Raw genomic sequence first — 17,225 nt, 5'->3', positions numbered from 1 at the left:
ACCAACGGCGACCGCCACGGAGAAAACCCATGAGCAAATTCTGGAGCCCACTGGTTCACGATTTGGTGCCTTACGTCCCTGGCGAACAGCCCAAAATCGCTAATCTGGTGAAACTCAATACCAACGAGAATCCCTTTGGCCCGTCGCCCAAGGTCATCGATGCGATTCAGGCCGAGCTTAACGATAACCTGCGCCTGTATCCGGATCCAGAAGGTCAGGCGCTGAAGGCAACGATCGCCACCTACCACGATATAAAAACCGACCAGGTGTTTCTGGGGAACGGCTCCGACGAAGTTCTGGCGCACGTTTTTTGTGCACTGTTTCAGCAGGACCAGCCAATACTTTACCCAGACATCAGCTACAGTTTTTATCCGGTGTATTGCGGTCTTTACGACATCAAGGCTCGCCAGGTGCCACTGAATGACGAGTTTGCAATTGATCCTGCGGACTATACCCAGCCTAACGGCGGCGTTATTTTCCCGAACCCGAATGCGCCGACTGGCCGCTATCTGAACCTCACCGAAATTGCAGTGGTGTTAAAGGCCAATCCTGATCGGGTCGTGGTTATCGACGAAGCCTACATCGACTTCGGCGGCGAAACCGCCATCAACCTGATTGATCTTTATCCAAACCTGCTGGTTATCCAAACCCTCTCGAAAGCACGTTCGCTGGCGGGTTTGCGGGTAGGGTTTGCCGCCGGTAACGCGGAACTGATCGAGGCTCTTAACCGGGTGAAAGACAGCTTCAACAGCTACCCTCTGGATCGCCTCGCTTTGGCGGGAGCACAGGCCGCTTATGAAGACGATGACTGGTTTCAGGACAGCCGAAACGGGGTGATTCGTGAGCGTAAGCGGGTTAGCGAAGGTCTGCAGAAACTGGGCTTTGAGGTGCTTCCGTCCAGAGCTAACTTTGTGTTTGCCCGCCACCCGCAACGGGCTGGAGTGGATTTGGCGAACGGTTTGCGCGAGCAAGGCGTGATCGTTCGGCACTTCAATAAGCCGCGGATCAGCGAGTTTCTGCGTATCACCATCGCTAAAGCGCCGCAGAATGACGCTCTGTTGGAGGCATTAAAAACGCTCTGTGATACACGCTGATTATCGAGGCCTGGCACAATTATGGCGCATAGAAACGAGATTATGGCGCTGCTGGAGAGCTGGCTGACGCCCGAAAAATTTCAGGATTACAGCCCTAACGGGCTTCAGGTGGAAGGCAAGGCCGAGATACACACCGTGATTACCGGTGTTACGGCCTCGCAGGCGCTGCTGGATGCGGCGGTGGACTTGAAAGCAGACATGATTCTGGTGCACCACGGTTATTTCTGGAAAGGTGAAGACCAGCGTGTTGTGGGCATCAAGCGCAATCGTTTGAAAACCCTGCTGACTCACGAGATCAATCTGGTGGGTTATCACCTGCCATTGGACGATCACCCGCTGTATGGCAACAACCGCACTCTGGCCCGGGTGTTGGGTATTGATAACCCGGAGCCTTTGAACGGTCTGGTGTGGCGTGGTGAGTTTGCCCAGGCATTAACGCCACAGGCGCTAGGCGAGCGTATTTCAGGTTGTTTGCAGCGGCAACCTTTGCATATTGAAGGCGGGCCAGACCTGATCAAAACCGTGGCTTGGTGTACCGGTGGCGCCCAAGGTTTTATTGATACTGCGGCAGATGCGGGGCTGGATGCCTACATAAGCGGAGAGATTTCAGAACCCACAACACATACCGCCAGAGAGCGGGGGATTCACTATTTTGCGGCTGGTCACCACGCCACCGAGCGATACGGCGTGCAGGCGTTGGGGGAAGCTTTGGCGAAGGAGTTGGGGCTGGTCCACCGGTTTATCGAATGCGATAACCCGGCTTAGACCAGCCTTTGTTCAGGTTTTAGCGTTGGCTTTAGCTTTGGCTTTTTCTTTCAGACCGTAATCTTCTGCCAGCGTACCAGAGCCGTCAGGGTCTTTTGGCGCATAGTCGCGAGGCGGTTCTGAACCTTCCTTGCGCTCATCTTTCAGACGTTGGGCCGAGTTCTGTTCCAGCTCATGGATCAGTTCGTCGTCGTTACACAGGCGAGTTGCGCTTTTGGCCATGTGCTGATTAACATCGCGATAGCTGTCATTGAAACGGCGCAGCAGGTGGGCAGACTCCATAAAGTGCTCGTTAACCTGCGCCTGATAGCGGGTGTATTCGTTGCGTAGCTCATCAACTTGCTGCTCGGTGCGGCGCTGCCGCAAAGATGAGCCTTGCCCGGTAGAGCGGCCCAGCAATACCCCGATCAGAATGCCAACCACCAGGGCGGCAACTGCTGCCATAATCAGGTTTGTCATAAGTTGCTTTGTCCTTTTAAAAATAGTGAACCGTAGAACAGGTAATGAGTATAACGTCACTGACTCCATACGCCCACGACAAAAGCTTGAGCCAATCGTCTTATTGTCGCGCTCTGGCGCCACATGGCGAAAAAATTCAAATTGCGCGAGAATATAGCGCCAAAATTAACCAGTAACCCGCGGAAACCACTGATGACAGCGTCTATGCCCACTGCCAGTTCTATCAATATGCCACCCTGGCAACGCTACCAGCAGGATCTCCAGCGTCCGGAGTTCCTGCGTGATGCTGCGCAGGAGGATGCGGTAAAGCGTCTGCAGTTACTTTACGACAAACTGGTGGCAGCGGAAAGGTCCCGCGGCAGCAAGATGTCAAAACTGCGGCGCAAGCTGGGCAAGGGCAAAAAGGAGCCGATCACAGGTCTGTATTTTTGGGGTGGCGTTGGCCGCGGCAAAACCTACCTGATGGACACGTTTTTTGAGGCTCTACCGTTCGATCGCAAAATGCGGGTGCATTTTCACCGTTTTATGCAGCGTGTTCATAACGAACTTAAACTGCTGAAGGGGCAGAAGAATCCTTTGGAGCTCGTGGCCAAAAAATTTGCCGATGAAACCCGGGTTATTTGTTTTGACGAGTTCTTTGTGTCCGACATTGGTGACGCGATGATATTGGCAACCTTAATGCAAGGTCTGTTTGAACGTGGCGTTACTCTGGTGTGCACGTCTAACATTATTCCTGACGGCTTGTACAAAGACGGCCTGCAGCGTGCGCGCTTTCTTCCGGCTATTGAGCTGGTAAAAAAACATACCGATGTGGTGAATGTGGATGGCGGCGTAGATTACCGCTTACGCACGCTGGAGCAGGCCCAGCTTTATCATTCACCGTTGGGGGCTGAAGCCGATGCCAGTCTAACCAAGAGCTTTGAGAATCTGGCGGTGGAGGCAGGCAAGCATAGTAAATCGATGGAAATAAACGGTCGCAAGATTCCAGCCCGTGCCCACGCCGATGATGTGGTGTGGTTCGATTTCGAGGCGGTGTGCGACGGTCCTCGCAGCCAGAATGACTATATCGAGCTGGCCCGCCAGTTCCACGCTATTATCATCAGCAACGTGCCGTTGTTGGGCAAGGATAGAGACGACCAGGCGCGGCGCTTTGTTAATATGATCGACGAATTCTACGATCGTAATGTAAAAGTTATTATCTCGGCGGCGGTGCCAATTGTAGAGTTATACGCCGGTGGTCGGCTGAATTTCGAATTCGAGCGCACGGAATCGCGCTTGCTCGAAATGCAGTCCCAGGACTATCTGGCTGCGCCCCATAAACCGTGAGCTTTCGTGCAATGGCTTGAACATTGAAATAAGCTTGGGCGAACCAGCTTCCGTCGATAACAACGATGCAATTATTAAGGGAATAAGAAACCAATATGAGCAACAGCGATCAGGTAGTGATTGTCAGTGGCGTGCGCACGCCAATGGGTGGGTTTCAGGGCAGTTTATCCTCTGTACCTGCACCGGAGCTGGGTGCCGTGTGCATTGCTGAAGCCGTGCGTCGCGCTGGTTTACAGCCGGGTGATGTGCAGGAAGTGATCATGGGCAACGTGTTGCCCGCGGGCTTGCGTCAGGGCCCTGCGCGACAGGCCATGCGCAAAGCCGGCTTACCAGACAGCACCGGTGCAACCGCCATCAATAAGTTGTGTGGTTCGGGTATGAAGGCGGCGATGCTTGCCCATGACATGATCAAAGCAGGCAGCAACGACATCATGGTGGCTGGCGGTATGGAGAACATGTCGAGCGCTCCCTATTTGCTGTTAAAAGCACGCAGTGGCTACCGCATGGGGCCAGGCGATGCACCTCAGGACCACATGTTTTTTGATGGCCTGGAAGATGCTGAAACGGGCCGTTTGATGGGTGCTTTTGCTCAGGAAATGGCCGATAAAAAAGGCTATACCCGCGAAGACATGGATAACTACGCCATCAGCTCCCTCAAGCGTGCGCAGCGCGCAATTGAACAGGGTCTGCTAAAAGACGAAATTGTCCCGGTAACCGTGAAAACCCGCAAGGGTGACATTTTGGTAGAGCACGACGAGCAGCCCTTTAACGCCAACCTGGAAAAAATCCCGACCTTGCGTCCTGCGTTCAGCAAAGACGGCACGATCACGGCTGCCAACGCCTCTTCTATTTCTGACGGCGCATCTGCGCTGGTACTGATGCGCGAATCCGAGGCTGAAAAGCGCGGGCTCAAACCTTTGGCCCGAGTGGTTGCCCACAGCACGCAATCCCAGCATCCCTCAGAGTTCACCTGTGCCCCGGTGGGTGCGCTGGAAACGTTGTTTGCCAAAACTGGCTGGAGTAAGGACGACGTTGATCTGTACGAAATCAACGAAGCTTTCGCCATGGTTGCGATGATGCCGATTCACGAGCTGGGGCTAGATCCGGATAAAGTGAACGTTCATGGCGGTGCCTGTGCCCAGGGCCACCCCGTAGGCTCAACAGGTTCACGAATTTTGGTCACTCTGATGTACGCGCTGCAGCGCTACGGCAAAAAGAAAGGTGTTGCGGTCCTGTGTATTGGCGGTGGCGAAGCGACGGCGATGGCGATCGAAATGCTATAAGGCGGCGGCCAGGCTGGTTGGCGTTAACAAAACGGGTGGTTGCGTAATGGCAACCACCCGTTTTGTTAGGGTGTCTTGGGACTGTTTGTGTCTTGAATCGTCAGCCGGTTTGCATTTTTTTCGACCGTTCGTGCGCCAATGCCCTTAACGTTTGCCAGGTCTTGGGTGCTGGCGAACGGGCCATTGGCCTTTCGGTATTCGACAATCGCTTCGGCTTTACTTTGGCCAATGCCTGAAAGCGAGGCCAGACTGGTACTATCGGCGGTATTGATATTGATGCTTGCCGTCTGAGCAAAAGCAAAGCCGGACATAAGGCTTAACAAAAGAGTAAGCGTAGCGAGCAGTGAGCTGCGTTTCATGATTTAACTCCGGACGTTCTCGTCGGTTGTTGTGGTTAGTATCCACACGGCAACACAGGGCTAAACCAGAGCCGAAAGGGGCCGGCGCAGTTTCAAGAGATAAGAAAATAGGTTGCTACGGGGCGCACGGCACAGCTGACATCCTTGCCAGCTACGTTACCCGTGACTATGACCCCGGCCTGATCCGTCAGGCTTCGCCCATCCTGGGCGCATCTTCCCTGAATTCCATCCTTGTATGCCCGACTCCTTCGAGCGCCCCCGGTTCCGTGGGGTATCTTCCGTGTGTTGGCATTCCATGCCAGCGCGTCATCCTTGACCGTTAAAGTGTAACCAATCCTGCGACGCTTTGTTGTAAGCCTTTTACCCTTTATTGTGTAAGTCCAGGCTTACAAAAAACGCACCCAGAGCCCGTGTCACATCATATATCTACTTCAGCACCCAGCTCTGGCACCTCAGCGTCCCAACCCAGGGTTTCATGCAGGCGACGGCGCATTTGGTCGCTGGCAAGCGGTTCACCGTGAGTGACGTACACCTTGTCTGGTTTTAGGGCGGGGTCCTGTTGCAACCATTGAAGGATCTCGTTGTAGTCGCCGTGGGCCGACAGTGAGGTCAGATTGTGTATTTGCGCCTTCACCGGCCAATATTCACCGTGAATCTTTACGTCGCTGGCCCCGTTAACCAGGCTATCACCACGGGTGCCCAGCGCCTGGAAACCTGCAAAAACAACGCTGTTGCGATGATTGGGTAGCAGGGTTTTCAGGTGGTGCAGTACCCGCCCGCCACTTGCCATGCCGCTGGCTGAAATGATGATGCAGGGATAACGAACGGCATCGAGTTTGATGGAATCTTCGACCTTACGCACATACACGGTGTGCTCATCAATACCTCGGCATTGGGCGGGGTTGAGCCGGTGCTCTTTATGAAAGTGACAGAAAATCTCGGTCGCTTTGATCGCCATCGGGCTGTTCAGAAACACCGGCAAATCCGGTATGCGCTTTTCAGCGATCAGTTTGTGTATTATATACAGCAGCATTTGCGCGCGCCCTACGGCAAACGACGGAATCAGCGTCAAGCCACCGCGGGCCGCTGTTGCCGAGATGATCTCTGCAAGCTCGGTTTCCGGGTCGCTGGTGCCGTGAGTACGGTCACCGTAAGTGGATTCGCACACCAGAACGTCTGCGTTGCTCAGGGGTTCCGGAGGTCGCATGATGATGTCGTTTTGGCGGCCCACATCGCCACTGAAAACAACGGTGCGATTCGAATTTTCATGGTGTATGTGCACACAGGCCGATCCCAATATGTGCCCTGCTGGTGTGAAATTTACGGAGAAGCCGGGCACCGGCTCAAAGGGTTGGTGATAGTCCAAAGATTCGAAATGCTTGAGTGCCTGTTGGGCATCTTTTACGGTGAACAGTGGCTCGGGGTTGGCGTGTTTCGAAAACTTTTTGCGCGCCGCATAACGGGCGTCTTCTTCCTGCAAAAAACCGGCATCTGGCAGTAGAACCTTGCACAGTTCGTGGGTGGCGCGAATGCAATAAATTTTGCCGTGAAAGCCGTTTTTGACCAGCGCTGGCAAGTAGCCGGAATGGTCGATGTGGGTATGTGTCAGCACAACGGCTTCGATACTGCCCGGCTCTACCGGAAAGCGGGCCCGGTTGCGCAGGCGCAAGATCTTTACGCCTTGATACAGGCCGCAGTCTACCAGAAGGCGATGCTGTTCATCTGAAACAAGATAGCGTGAACCTGTAACGGTGCCGGCGCCGCCTAGAAATCTCAGCTTCATGATGTCATCCTTAATTCAGTCGGTGTCTACTTCAGGGTAGCTCACGGGCTGTTTGTGAGTAGTATTTGCCAATGATCTTGCTGCCACATTCGCGTTACAATTACGCTCTACGCCTATGTGGCGATAGCGGTCGTTGCGACTGGCTGCTATTGAATGTTAAAGATGGGTTGTAGGTAGGCGCGCCATATCAGCAATTTCGCCGTAGGTATAATCCACTAAGTATTACTAATAGGCTCTGTTATGAAGTGGTATGTCCTGCAGTGCAAGCCCGGTCAAGGAGATCGCGCTCTTATGCATTTACAAAATCAGGACATTCCCTGTTTTTACCCGAAAGTAATGGTTGAGAAGCTGCGCTCGGGAAAGCGTAGTTGCAAGCTAGAGGCGCTGTTCTCGGGCTATATTTTTATCAATTTATCGCAATCGAATCCCGTCTGGTCAAAACTGCGTTCGACTCGCGGTGTGATAAGAATTGTTGGGTTCGGTGGTAAACCTTTGCCAGTTGAAGATGAAGTGATCGATCATTTGCGTGCCAGTCTTGACAAGGTTGCGTCCGCAGGTGGCATTAAAAGTGGCGACGATGTAGACGTTGCAGAAGGCCCCTTTGCTGGCATGCGGGCAATATTTCAATGTTACGATGGCGATGAGCGGGCAATTGTGTTGATTGAGTTCATGCAGAAAAATCAGCGTATATCTGTACCGATATCGTCATTAAGAAATCAGTGATAATTGATAATGCCTTTAAAAAAATTCAGAGATGTTGGAATCTGAAGTGATTGTAAGTTTTAATGCAGTGGATAGTTCATTAATCCTTTGATTTGGCGTTACTGATTCATTACTATTGATATCGACATTTTGGTGGCTACATACTATCGGTATATTGCCATCGTTCATATCAAGCATTTCAGACCTTAAGGTTTAAATTTCATGGCGAAAATTAACGACTATTATCAAAAGAAACAGCTGATGGAAAAGCTGGCAGCCGAGCTGGAGAAGCTGGAAGAAGATCAAGCGTTGAAAAGCGAATTGGCGTTTGAAAACAAAGTCCGTGAACTGATGGGCGAATACAGCAAATCGCCGAAAGATGTCCTGCAAATTCTGGCCGCGATTGATCCGTCTATTGCTTCGGCATCAACCGCCACCACTGGCGGTGGAAATCGCGCTAAGCGTCCTGAGAAAACCTATCGCAACCCGCACACCGGCGAAGTGGTGAAAACCCGCGGCGGCAACCACAAGACTCTTAATGAGTGGCGTGAAAAGCACGGAAAAGAGGCGGTACAGAGCTGGCAGGACTAATCTGCCAGCTATAATCTGTATGCAGTCATAGTGTGCAAAAAAAACGGAGCGCTTATTTGTCAGCGCTCCGTTTTGCGTTTCTGGTGGCAAGTATTACGATCGGGGCTTAAGTGGTTATTGATTAGCCGCAGCTGACATCAAAACGGTTAAGAGAAAGTGACAATTTGATTGCGTCCACCCTGTTTTGCCGAGTACATGGCTTGGTCTGCCTGTTCTAACCAAGCCAAGTAATTCTTTGGTCTATCGCTGAGTGGCGCGATGCCCATGCTGACGGTGTAGCTGATGTTGTGGCTATTTACGGTGACAGTTTCCCGTGAAATGGCGCTCAAAATGCGCTCACAAATAGTGAGAGCCCCTGCCGTGTCGGTTTCTGGCAGAATAATAGCGAACTCTTCCCCGCCATAACGCCCGGCGCTGTCTGAATGGCGCAAGTGTCTGCGGGTTGTTGCCGCGGTGTGGCGAATGACTTCATCTCCTACCAGATGACCGAAGCTATCGTTAATGGCTTTAAAACGGTCAATATCGAACATCACCAATGTGCTGTTGCCGCCGTAGCGCTGATGGCGTGAAAATTCCGCATCCAGTAGATTTTCCCAGGTTCCGCGGTTAAGCAGTCCCGTCAGTTTGTCGATCATGCTTAGCTTGGCAAGTTGATCGTTAGCACGCTCCAGTGCACGTTTGCTGCTTGCAATATCGGTAACGTCGTAGATCATCAGGCACACTTTGTCTATTTTCCCGGATGGGCCGCATAGCGGGCTGATGGTGAGGTTCTGATACATGAACTCTTCGGTACCGGTAATCGGCCGGGTATTGCGAAAGCGCAGCAGGTAAGGGCGCTGCTCCCACGACGTAAAGGCGCGGGTGTTCAGTAGCGTCACGGCTTCAACTTTGCCGCTTAGCCAAGCGCGGGGAATATCTGGAAACAGCTCGAACAGCACTTGATTATGAATTTTGCTAGCCGTCATCCCGCTGTGGTGCTCCATGAAGCCGTTCCACATCTGCACGCGAAATTCCAAGTCCAGCACGACCAGCCCAACCTCCACAGACTCAACCATGTCAGCCATCCAGTGGAACGAGCTTACGCTTTCCGGGTTTAATGATGGCATTCGTTACTCCGCCAGATATTGCAAACGTTGCTGCAAAAATGGCAGCGAATCTTCGGTAAACAGCACAAGCATGTCACATTGGATATTATGGTTTTCAATGGTGTAAGTGATTTCAATGCACAACAATTGCTGTTCGTGATTATGATGGTGGTCTAGCAGTTCGGCAATTTGTCGATGCTGTCCTAGCACTGTTGGGTGACTAAGGCCCAGCCGTAAATCCATCTGATCACCAATGCCTTTCAAAAATGCACCGAACAAAATGCTGGACATGTCCATAAGCACCTCAACATTGACCTCCGGACCGTCTAGGTTGTCATAGTGCAGCATTTCTGCCATTTCGCGAAAACTGCTGTCGGCGAACAACAACAAAGCTTCGCCGGCAACACCGGCTCCCGTAAACCCTTGGCATACTGCCGAATAATGGGCTTCATCGTTGGCTGCGGCGATGGTCATGTGCAGTTCGGAGCTGGCAATAAAAGCCACTTTCGGTATCGGCTGGCGCACAAAAATACCCAGTAAACGCGCTAACAGGTCTGACGAGCGCCCCATGGCGACGTTGGCTATTTCCCGCAGGTAGTCATTCAGCAATAGCTGCAGGTCAGGGTTGGTGTTTGCAGGGTGGCTCGGGGTGTCGGTTTCAGGCTGCGAGCCCGAAGCTAGCGATTCGTCTGACTCGCGATAAATGCCGTATTGGGCAAGAAGCTCGGCAACCTTTTCCGGGGCTGTCGGTTTATTGAGAAAAGCCATGGCGCCCAGACTGAAAACCCGAGCCTTTGCCTGGGGCTGAATGTCACCAGACACTACAATTGTCAGCAGCTCGATCTGTTCGCTGCGAAGATGTTCGAGCACCTCGTAGCCGTCCAGATCGGGCATGTTCAAATCCAGAAACAGGAGGTCTGGCACGCTGTTGCGTATGTACGCAAGTGCTTCGCTACCATTGCGGCAGAAGCTGACCTGGTGACGCAGTGCGGTTGGCAAAGCTCGTGCCATCTGTTTGCGAGCCATCTCGGAATCGTCGCAAATCAGTATGTCAGGTAACATATGCAAACCCAGATAAAGATAGAAGTGCCACCTATTATAGCAGTGAAGCCTTGTATGTACATTGGTGCTACGCTAATTATATGATTTTTGTATGTATATAGATGCCCGGTGCTATGGGTGCGCCGGCTACAACCGGGCGCAGGCGGTATTTTCTGTTAGACTCATCGCCGTGATATTTGCAGGAGTTTTCGGTTTTGACCCCCACATTTTACTGGCACGACTACGAAACCTTTGGTGTCGACCCATTGCACGACAGGCCCTGTCAGTTTGCCGGTGTTCGCACTGACAGTGAGCTGAACATTATTGAAGAGCCTCTGGTTATTTTTTGCAGGCCCGCTGATGATTATCTGCCGGCCCCGGAAGCCTGCCTGATTACCGGGATAACGCCGCAGCAAGCCATGCAGGAAGGCTATCCTGAAGCCGAATTCATTACGATGATCAACCACGCCTTCAGTCAGCCTGGCACCTGTGTGGTGGGCTACAACAGTTTGCGCTTTGATGATGAAGTAACCCGCAATACCCTTTACCGCAACCTGCGCGACCCTTACGCCCGGGAATGGCAAAATGGTAATTCCCGGTGGGACCTGATTGATGTGGTGCGCCTGGCTTTTACGCTGCGCCCGGACGGCATAGAGTGGCCGCTAAAACCCGATGGTAGCCCAAGCTTTCGCTTGGAAGATCTGGCCCGAGCCAATGGCGTCGAACACGGCCAGGCCCACGATGCCATGTCTGATGTAACCGCGACGCTTGCGTTGGCGAGGCTGATCAAGGAACGTCAGCCCCGGTTGTTTGAATTTGCGCTGGCCAACAAATCCAAGCAGGCGGCCCGCAAAATGCTGGATACCGCCACTCGAAAGCCGGTTTTTCACGTGTCTGGAAAGTACCCTGCGAGCCAGGGCAGTTGCGCGCTGGTAGCGCCAGTTGCCGAGCACGCCAGCAACAAAAATCAGGTAATTGTGTATGATTTGCGTGAAAATCCCGCCGAACTGATTAACGCCAGCGTTGAGCAGATTCGCGAGCGGGTTTTTACCGCGCAGTCTGCGCTGCCTGAAGGTGTTCGCCGATTCCCGTTAAAGGCGATTCAGCTGAACAAGTGCCCGGTATTGGCGCCGGCGACCATGCTGGCAACGCTCTCGCCGGAACGCTTGCAGCGGCTGGATCTGGATGGTGAGCAGATGCGACGCCATCTGGCGATTCTGCGCCAGGCAGGGCCAGATTTTGCGCAGCGCGTGGCTGCTGCTTTCGAGCGTGATTACGACACCAAGCTGACGGATCCGGACGAACAGATCTATGCGGGCGGCTTTCTTAGCCAGGGGGATCGTGGGCAATTGGATCGCGCGATGGCAATGGAACCGCAGCAGCTTGGCGAAAGCGAATTCCAGTTTGCCGACGAGCGCCTGGCCGAAATGCTATTTCGTTATCGCGCCCGCAATTATCCGGACACCTTGAACGGCGAGGAAATGGAACGTTGGGAGCAGTTTCGCGAGCAAAGACTGACCCAGCCGGTGAAAGGTTGGTTGTCACTTGCCGAGTATGGCGCGGAACTCCAGCGCCTGATGGTTAAGCCAGATATAACCCAGCAGCAGCGGCACATTCTCGAAGAGCTGCATCTGTATGGTGAAGCAATTTCGCCTTATATTTAGACGCGAGTAATCGATAGAAGCAAAGATCAACGAGCCGCGAAGGCCCGTTGATCTTTGCAATGTCGTGGGGTCAGAGGTGTATTTTTAGCGCCGACGCTGAAAATACACGCTCAGTTGCTGGCCCAGCAGACTTTGAACGTGACTGCCTAGGGCTTCCTTGCGAATCTGCTGCTGTACCGGGCCGGTGGCCAGGCTGTGACCGTCTTCGTCGCGGGCCTTGACCAGCTTCCACTGCACTTCGTTACTGACCATGGCCAACACAGATTTTAGCTGCTGCTTGCTCTGTGGCCGGAACCAGCGGTCGTGGCAGCCGCCCAGACTGTAGAAATTTTCATCTTGCAGCAGGCTCTGCCATAGGTCGCCTGTGCGATTATTCAGTACCATGCGCCGCAGTTGCTGCAAGGTATTACGGCGAGGCTCCAAACTGTGCTCGCTGATAAGCCGGCGTATCTGCTTGTCGCCACGGGTTTGCTCGGCCATATCGGTATGCAGATGGACCACTGCACCAGAGGCGGCAACCTGGTCTACCAGGTTGGCCAGCGACAGATCGGCCATTGCCGGCGAGGGCAGGCGGCCTATTTCAACCCAGTGCACCTGGTGGCCGTCGGCAATAAAGCGCTGCGCTAACGACCATGGCCAGAACACAATGTTTTCAATATTTGTTGCCTCGGCCATGGCGCTGCCGCGGGCCACATTTGCCAGAGATTCGTCCACCGCGATGACTTCCACATCGCTTAAATAGCGCGCCAGTTCCAATGCTCGCTGGCCGCTCTGGCAACCGCACACCATCAACCTTAGTGTAGCTGGAAGCTGCTCGACAGACAGGCCGAATTCGTTGGCCATCAGCGCCCTCAGGCTGGTTTCCGTGTTGTTATTGAGCTCCGCCCAGGCTGGCCAGGCCTGGGGCGTGTCGTCGCGATCCAGGCGCAGCTCGTCTGCTTTCTCTGCAAAATTCTGTTTTACCGCCTCTTCCCAGGCGCGGTCGTAATAACTTGCCGCCATCAGTGGTTGCATCGCCAGCGGCCAATCCACCAGATTCCACTGCCCCAGGGTTGCGGCAAAATCCTGGTGGAACAGTGCGCCGTAAAGCGCGCTGATAATGACCGAGCCGGCCAACGCCTCCGGGCCGTCACCCAGAGTGAGTTGTGCTCGCAGATTGATGTTTATGGTCGCTGCCAGTTGCTGTTCGTCATCTTTGGTGGCCAGCGCGTAACCGGTTCGTTCGGCGTAACGACCCAGCCCGAGCGCGAGCTGTTGCAGGCCATCTTCTAGCTCGCCACTGTCGGCAATGTGCTTCACCAGCTGGTGTCGCAACGAGGTAATCAGTGATTCCACCGCAGGGTCGGGCAGAATGATCTGGTTCAACGCCAGCAGCAGCAGTTCGTCGTTGGCTGCAGCGGCCAGTTCATCCATTGCGCCGGTTGTGTCTGGTGCTGCTGTGTCGGGTGAATAGTGCTGGCGCAGAATCTCACACACAAAGCGTCCGATTTTCTGGTGCGCCAGGTGGCTTTTGTTGAGCAAGGTAATGGCGTCGGCACGCAGCAGCGAGTCAGCCTTATGAACGCTAAGGTGGCTGGCACACTCCAGCATCGCGCTGTACATCCTGGCGTTGGCGTGGCCGCTGCGAATCAGTGTGCGGTAATGCAGATAGGCAACATCAAATTGATTTTGAAGCCGTTTTGCATGAGCGATGCCGCTAAATGCGGAAGCAGATTGCCGTTCGTGCTGCAACGCCTGGGAAAAATATTGCTCGGCCTGGGCCGGGCGCTCAACTTTAAGCGCCCAGTAACCCAGGTTGATATATTGCTGTGCCTGGCCGGGTTGCAATGCCAGGCTTGTGTCAAACAAGGTGCGGGCTTTTTGCAGGTTGCCATCGTCCATCTCCACTCTGCCCATCAAACCTTGCGCCTGAGCATTTTCGGGCGCTCGCAGCAACAGGCTTTGCAGCTGTTCGTGGCATTCGATACGCGCGGCCACGCGCTGAGCATAGGCCGTGTCGCTTTGGTTAGAGCGGCGGTAAGTGTCATTGGCCAGCAGTAGCAGCCGGGCTGTTTCGGTTTGGTGGACGGGATTGTGACGGGTTTCGGACTGTGCGTGCATGGGGCACCTCGTGTTCGCATAAGAAGCGGCAAAACCCTGCAGTTATGCCGGCATTTAACCGTGTGTTGACGGTGACGTAGCGAAACTTATGCCAGTTTTTGCGAAACCCTTGCCAATTTCTTGCTGAATTGGCAAACCAGGCAGAAGTGTGTGTCTCCAGCGCAAAAAAAAGCACGCTGAGTGTGGCTTTGTGGCGGCTGATTTAACGGCGGATTTCCGGTAGAATCACGCCACTGTTTTAATCATCACTTGCCAGAGCGAGTCCGCATTTCATGGAAATCAATCCCATTGTTATGAAGATCAAAGAACTTCGCGAGCGCACTGAAGCGCTCAGGGGGTATCTTTGACTACGACCAGCGCAGCGAACGTCTGACCGAAGTAGAGCGCGAACTGGAAATGCCCAGCGTTTGGGAAGATCCCGAGCGAGCGCAAGCTCTGGGTAAAGAGCGCTCCGATCTGGAGCTGATCGTGTCCACCATTGATCGACTGACCAGCGGCCTGACCGACGCCGAAGGCCTGCTTGAGATGGCCGTTGAAGAAGACGACGAAGCCACGGTTGCCGACATCGAAAACGATCTTGCCGAGCTGGATGCAAATCTGGAAAAGCTCGAATTCCGTCGCATGTTTTCCGGTGAAATGGACGCCAATAACGCCTATATGGATATTCAGGCCGGCTCTGGCGGCACCGAAGCCCAGGACTGGGGCAATATGCTGCTGCGTATGTATCTGCGCTGGGCGGAGCGCCGTGGTTTTAAGGCCGAGATTGTTGAACTACAGGAAGGCGAAGTGGCGGGTATAAAAAGCGCCACACTTCATATTCAGGGCGAGTACGCCTTCGGCTGGTTACGCACCGAAACCGGCGTGCATCGTTTAGTACGCAAGTCGCCGTTTGATTCCGGCAACCGTCGCCATACATCGTTTTCATCGGTGTTTGTGGCACCTGAGGTAGACGACAGCTTTGTTATTGAAATCAACCCGGCGGATCTGCGGGTGGATGTGTATCGTGCCTCTGGTGCCGGTGGCCAGCACGTTAACCGCACCGAGTCGGCCGTGCGCCTGACTCACAACCCAACTGGCATTGTTGTAGCCTGTCAAGCCGGTCGTAGCCAGCATCAGAACAAAGATCAGGCCATGAAACAGTTGAAAGCCAAACTGTTCGAACACGAAATGCAGGCCCGTAACGCCGAGAAGCAAAAGCTGGAAGACTCCAAGTCCGACATCGGCTGGGGCAGCCAGATCCGCTCTTACGTGCTGGATGACAGCCGTATCAAGGATTTGCGCACCAAGGTAGAAACCAGCAATACCCAGTCGGTACTTGATGGCGATATCGACAAGTTTATTGAAGCCAGCCTGAAAATGGCGCTGTGATCCAGCGCCCTTCCCTTTGATCAGGATTAACCCGATTCTTATTCCCAGTGAGCCAAAATGACTGAACAGATGCACAATGCCCAGCCCGATGCCCAGCCTGATGAGAACAAGCTGATTGCCGAGCGCCGCGCTAAACTGGCGGATATTCGCGAGCAGGGCAATGCGTTTCCCAACGATTTTCGTCGCGACAGTACCGCTGCCGAACTGCTGGAAAAGTACGCGGACTATAACAAGCAGCAGTTGGAAGACATGGCGATCCCGGTGGCCATAGCCGGCCGCATGATGCTGGATCGCAAGGCGTTCAAGGTGGTTCAGGATGTGACTGGCCGAATTCAGGTGTACGCCACCAAAGATGTGCAAAAGGCCACAAAGCACTGGGATTTAGGAGACATTATCGGGGTTCGCGGGATATTGGCGCGCTCGGGCAAGGGTGATCTTTACGTCATCATGGACGATTACCGGCTGCTGACAAAATCTCTGCGCCCACTGCCGGAAAAGCACAAAGGCCTGACCGATACCGAGTCCCGCTATCGCCATCGCTATGTAGATTTGATGGTCAACGAAGACAGTCGCCGGGTGTTCCTGGCGCGCTCGAAAATCATTACCGCCATGCGCCAGTTTTTTGCCGACCGTGACTTCATGGAAGTTGAAACCCCCATGTTGCAGGTGATTCCCGGTGGCGCTGCGGCGCGGCCGTTTATGACACACCACAACGCCTTGGGCATTGATATGTACTTGCGCATCGCGCCGGAACTGTATTTGAAACGCCTTGTAGTAGGCGGTTTCGAGCGGGTGTTTGAAATTAACCGTAACTTCCGCAACGAAGGGCTCTCGACCCGTCACAACCCGGAATTTACCATGGTCGAGTTCTATCAGGCTTACGCCGACTACAACGATCTGATGGATATGACCGAAGACATGCTGCGCACTGTTGCCGAGCAGGTTTTGGGCTCTAGCCTGGTGGTGAATACGGCGGTTGACCCCGACGGTAACGAAACCCGCATTGAATATGACTTTGGCAAAGCGTTTGATCGGCTGACCGTGGTTGACGCGATTGTGCGCTATAACGAAAACGTCAGCGCTGAGCAACTGGCGGACGAAAGCTTTGCGCGGCAGATGGCGAAAGACCTGGGCGTTAAAGTGAAGGCCAGCTGGGGCCTTGGCAAAGTGCACATCGAGATTTTCGAGGAAACCGCCGAGCACCGCTTGATGCAGCCCACGTTCATTACCGAATACCCGAAAGAAGTGTCACCGCTGGCCCGCTGCAAAGACAGCAATCCGTTTGTCACCGAGCGCTTCGAGTTCTTTGTCGGCGGCCGTGAAATTGCCAACGGCTTCTCCGAGTTGAATGACGCCGAAGACCAGGCCGAGCGTTTCCGCGCCCAGGTGGCGGAAAAAGACGCCGGCGACGACGAAGCCATGTTCTACGATGAAGACTATGTGATGGCGCTGGAATACGGCATGCCGCCCACAGCAGGTGAGGGTATTGGTATCGACCGCCTGGCTATGCTGCTGACCAACTCTGCGTCTATCCGCGACGTTATCCTGTTTCCGGCCATGCGTCCGGAACATAAAGCGGATAGTAAAAAGAGTGAAGGCTAAGCG

15 protein-coding genes are annotated in these 17,225 nt (G+C 53.8%); 9 read left to right on the top strand and 6 right to left on the bottom strand.

Annotated elements, in window-relative coordinates; genetic code table 11:
* Positions 1 to 29: 29 nt before the first annotated feature.
* Both hisC and ATI45_RS09200 read left to right on the top strand, forming a co-directional pair.
* A complete protein-coding gene (hisC, locus tag ATI45_RS09205; RefSeq protein ID WP_098419225.1) occupies positions 30 to 1,094 on the top strand; it encodes a histidinol-phosphate transaminase in 1,065 nt (354 codons plus the stop codon).
* A gap of 21 nt (positions 1,095 to 1,115) precedes the next feature.
* Positions 1,116 to 1,859, top strand: a complete 744-nt coding sequence (locus ATI45_RS09200; protein WP_098419224.1) for a Nif3-like dinuclear metal center hexameric protein — start codon at positions 1,116 to 1,118, stop codon at positions 1,857 to 1,859.
* A gap of 12 nt (positions 1,860 to 1,871) precedes the next feature.
* Here ATI45_RS09200 and ATI45_RS09195 read toward each other — a convergent pair whose 3' ends face one another.
* On the bottom strand, positions 1,872 to 2,318 hold the full coding sequence (locus ATI45_RS09195) for a YhcB family protein (RefSeq protein ID WP_098419223.1): 447 nt from the start codon (positions 2,316 to 2,318) through the stop codon (positions 1,872 to 1,874).
* 228 nt (positions 2,319 to 2,546) lie between these two features.
* Between ATI45_RS09195 and zapE the strand changes: the two genes are divergently transcribed.
* Together zapE and ATI45_RS09185 are read left to right on the top strand one after the other, a co-directional pair.
* The gene (gene zapE / locus ATI45_RS09190; protein ID WP_179888252.1) at positions 2,547 to 3,644 is read left to right on the top strand and encodes a cell division protein ZapE; all 1,098 of its coding nucleotides are present in this window, start codon (positions 2,547 to 2,549) and stop codon (positions 3,642 to 3,644) included.
* Between the two features lie 95 nt (positions 3,645 to 3,739).
* The gene (locus ATI45_RS09185) at positions 3,740 to 4,927 is read left to right on the top strand and encodes a thiolase family protein (RefSeq protein WP_098419222.1); all 1,188 of its coding nucleotides are present in this window, start codon (positions 3,740 to 3,742) and stop codon (positions 4,925 to 4,927) included.
* Between the two features lie 65 nt (positions 4,928 to 4,992).
* Here ATI45_RS09185 and ATI45_RS09180 read toward each other — a convergent pair whose 3' ends face one another.
* Both ATI45_RS09180 and ATI45_RS09175 read right to left on the bottom strand, forming a co-directional pair.
* Complete coding sequence (locus ATI45_RS09180; protein WP_098419221.1) at positions 4,993 to 5,286, bottom strand: ComEA family DNA-binding protein; 294 nt, start codon at positions 5,284 to 5,286, stop codon at positions 4,993 to 4,995.
* Positions 5,287 to 5,704: 418 nt separating this feature from the next.
* On the bottom strand, positions 5,705 to 7,069 hold the full coding sequence (locus ATI45_RS09175) for an MBL fold metallo-hydrolase RNA specificity domain-containing protein (protein ID WP_098419220.1): 1,365 nt from the start codon (positions 7,067 to 7,069) through the stop codon (positions 5,705 to 5,707).
* 240 nt (positions 7,070 to 7,309) lie between these two features.
* On the opposite strand from ATI45_RS09175, the gene rfaH reads away from it, so the two are divergent.
* Both rfaH and ATI45_RS09165 read left to right on the top strand, forming a co-directional pair.
* Entirely contained in the window at positions 7,310 to 7,792 is a 483-nt protein-coding gene (rfaH, locus tag ATI45_RS09170; protein ID WP_098419219.1) for a transcription/translation regulatory transformer protein RfaH, read from the top strand.
* Positions 7,793 to 7,993: 201 nt separating this feature from the next.
* Entirely contained in the window at positions 7,994 to 8,362 is a 369-nt protein-coding gene (locus tag ATI45_RS09165) for a histone-like nucleoid-structuring protein, MvaT/MvaU family (protein ID WP_007350830.1), read from the top strand.
* Positions 8,363 to 8,508: 146 nt separating this feature from the next.
* Here the strand turns inward: ATI45_RS09165 and ATI45_RS09160 are convergent, their stop codons facing one another.
* The gene (locus ATI45_RS09160) at positions 8,509 to 9,468 is read right to left on the bottom strand and encodes a GGDEF domain-containing protein (RefSeq protein WP_098419218.1); all 960 of its coding nucleotides are present in this window, start codon (positions 9,466 to 9,468) and stop codon (positions 8,509 to 8,511) included.
* Positions 9,469 to 9,471: 3 nt separating this feature from the next.
* Positions 9,472 to 10,509 (bottom strand): response regulator, encoded by a 1,038-nt coding sequence (locus ATI45_RS09155; protein WP_098419217.1) that lies wholly within the window; start codon positions 10,507 to 10,509, stop codon positions 9,472 to 9,474.
* A gap of 194 nt (positions 10,510 to 10,703) precedes the next feature.
* On the opposite strand from ATI45_RS09155, the gene sbcB reads away from it, so the two are divergent.
* Positions 10,704 to 12,152: an exodeoxyribonuclease I gene (gene sbcB, locus ATI45_RS09150; RefSeq protein WP_098419216.1), complete on the top strand. Its 1,449-nt coding sequence runs from the start codon at positions 10,704 to 10,706 to the stop codon at positions 12,150 to 12,152.
* Positions 12,153 to 12,236: 84 nt separating this feature from the next.
* On the opposite strand, the gene ATI45_RS09145 is transcribed toward sbcB, so the two are convergent.
* Positions 12,237 to 14,252, bottom strand: coding sequence for a tetratricopeptide repeat protein (locus ATI45_RS09145; RefSeq protein ID WP_098419215.1), 2,016 nt, complete (start codon positions 14,250 to 14,252; stop codon positions 12,237 to 12,239).
* A 272-nt stretch (positions 14,253 to 14,524) separates the two neighbouring features.
* Here ATI45_RS09145 and prfB point away from each other — a divergent pair.
* A protein-coding gene (gene prfB / locus ATI45_RS09140; RefSeq protein WP_098419214.1) for a peptide chain release factor 2 occupies positions 14,525 to 15,620 on the top strand; the annotation gives its coding sequence in 2 pieces (ribosomal slippage) (positions 14,525 to 14,596 and positions 14,598 to 15,620; 1,095 coding nt in all).
* A 57-nt stretch (positions 15,621 to 15,677) separates the two neighbouring features.
* A complete protein-coding gene (gene lysS, locus ATI45_RS09135) occupies positions 15,678 to 17,222 on the top strand; it encodes a lysine--tRNA ligase (protein ID WP_098419213.1) in 1,545 nt (514 codons plus the stop codon).
* Positions 17,223 to 17,225: the final 3 nt, after the last annotated feature.

The organism is Marinobacter sp. LV10MA510-1 (genome assembly GCF_002563885.1).
In the GTDB taxonomy this organism is placed as follows: domain Bacteria; phylum Pseudomonadota; class Gammaproteobacteria; order Pseudomonadales; family Oleiphilaceae; genus Marinobacter.
The sequence above is the reverse complement of the archived record's forward strand: the minus strand, read 5'-3'. Positions and strand labels throughout refer to the sequence as shown.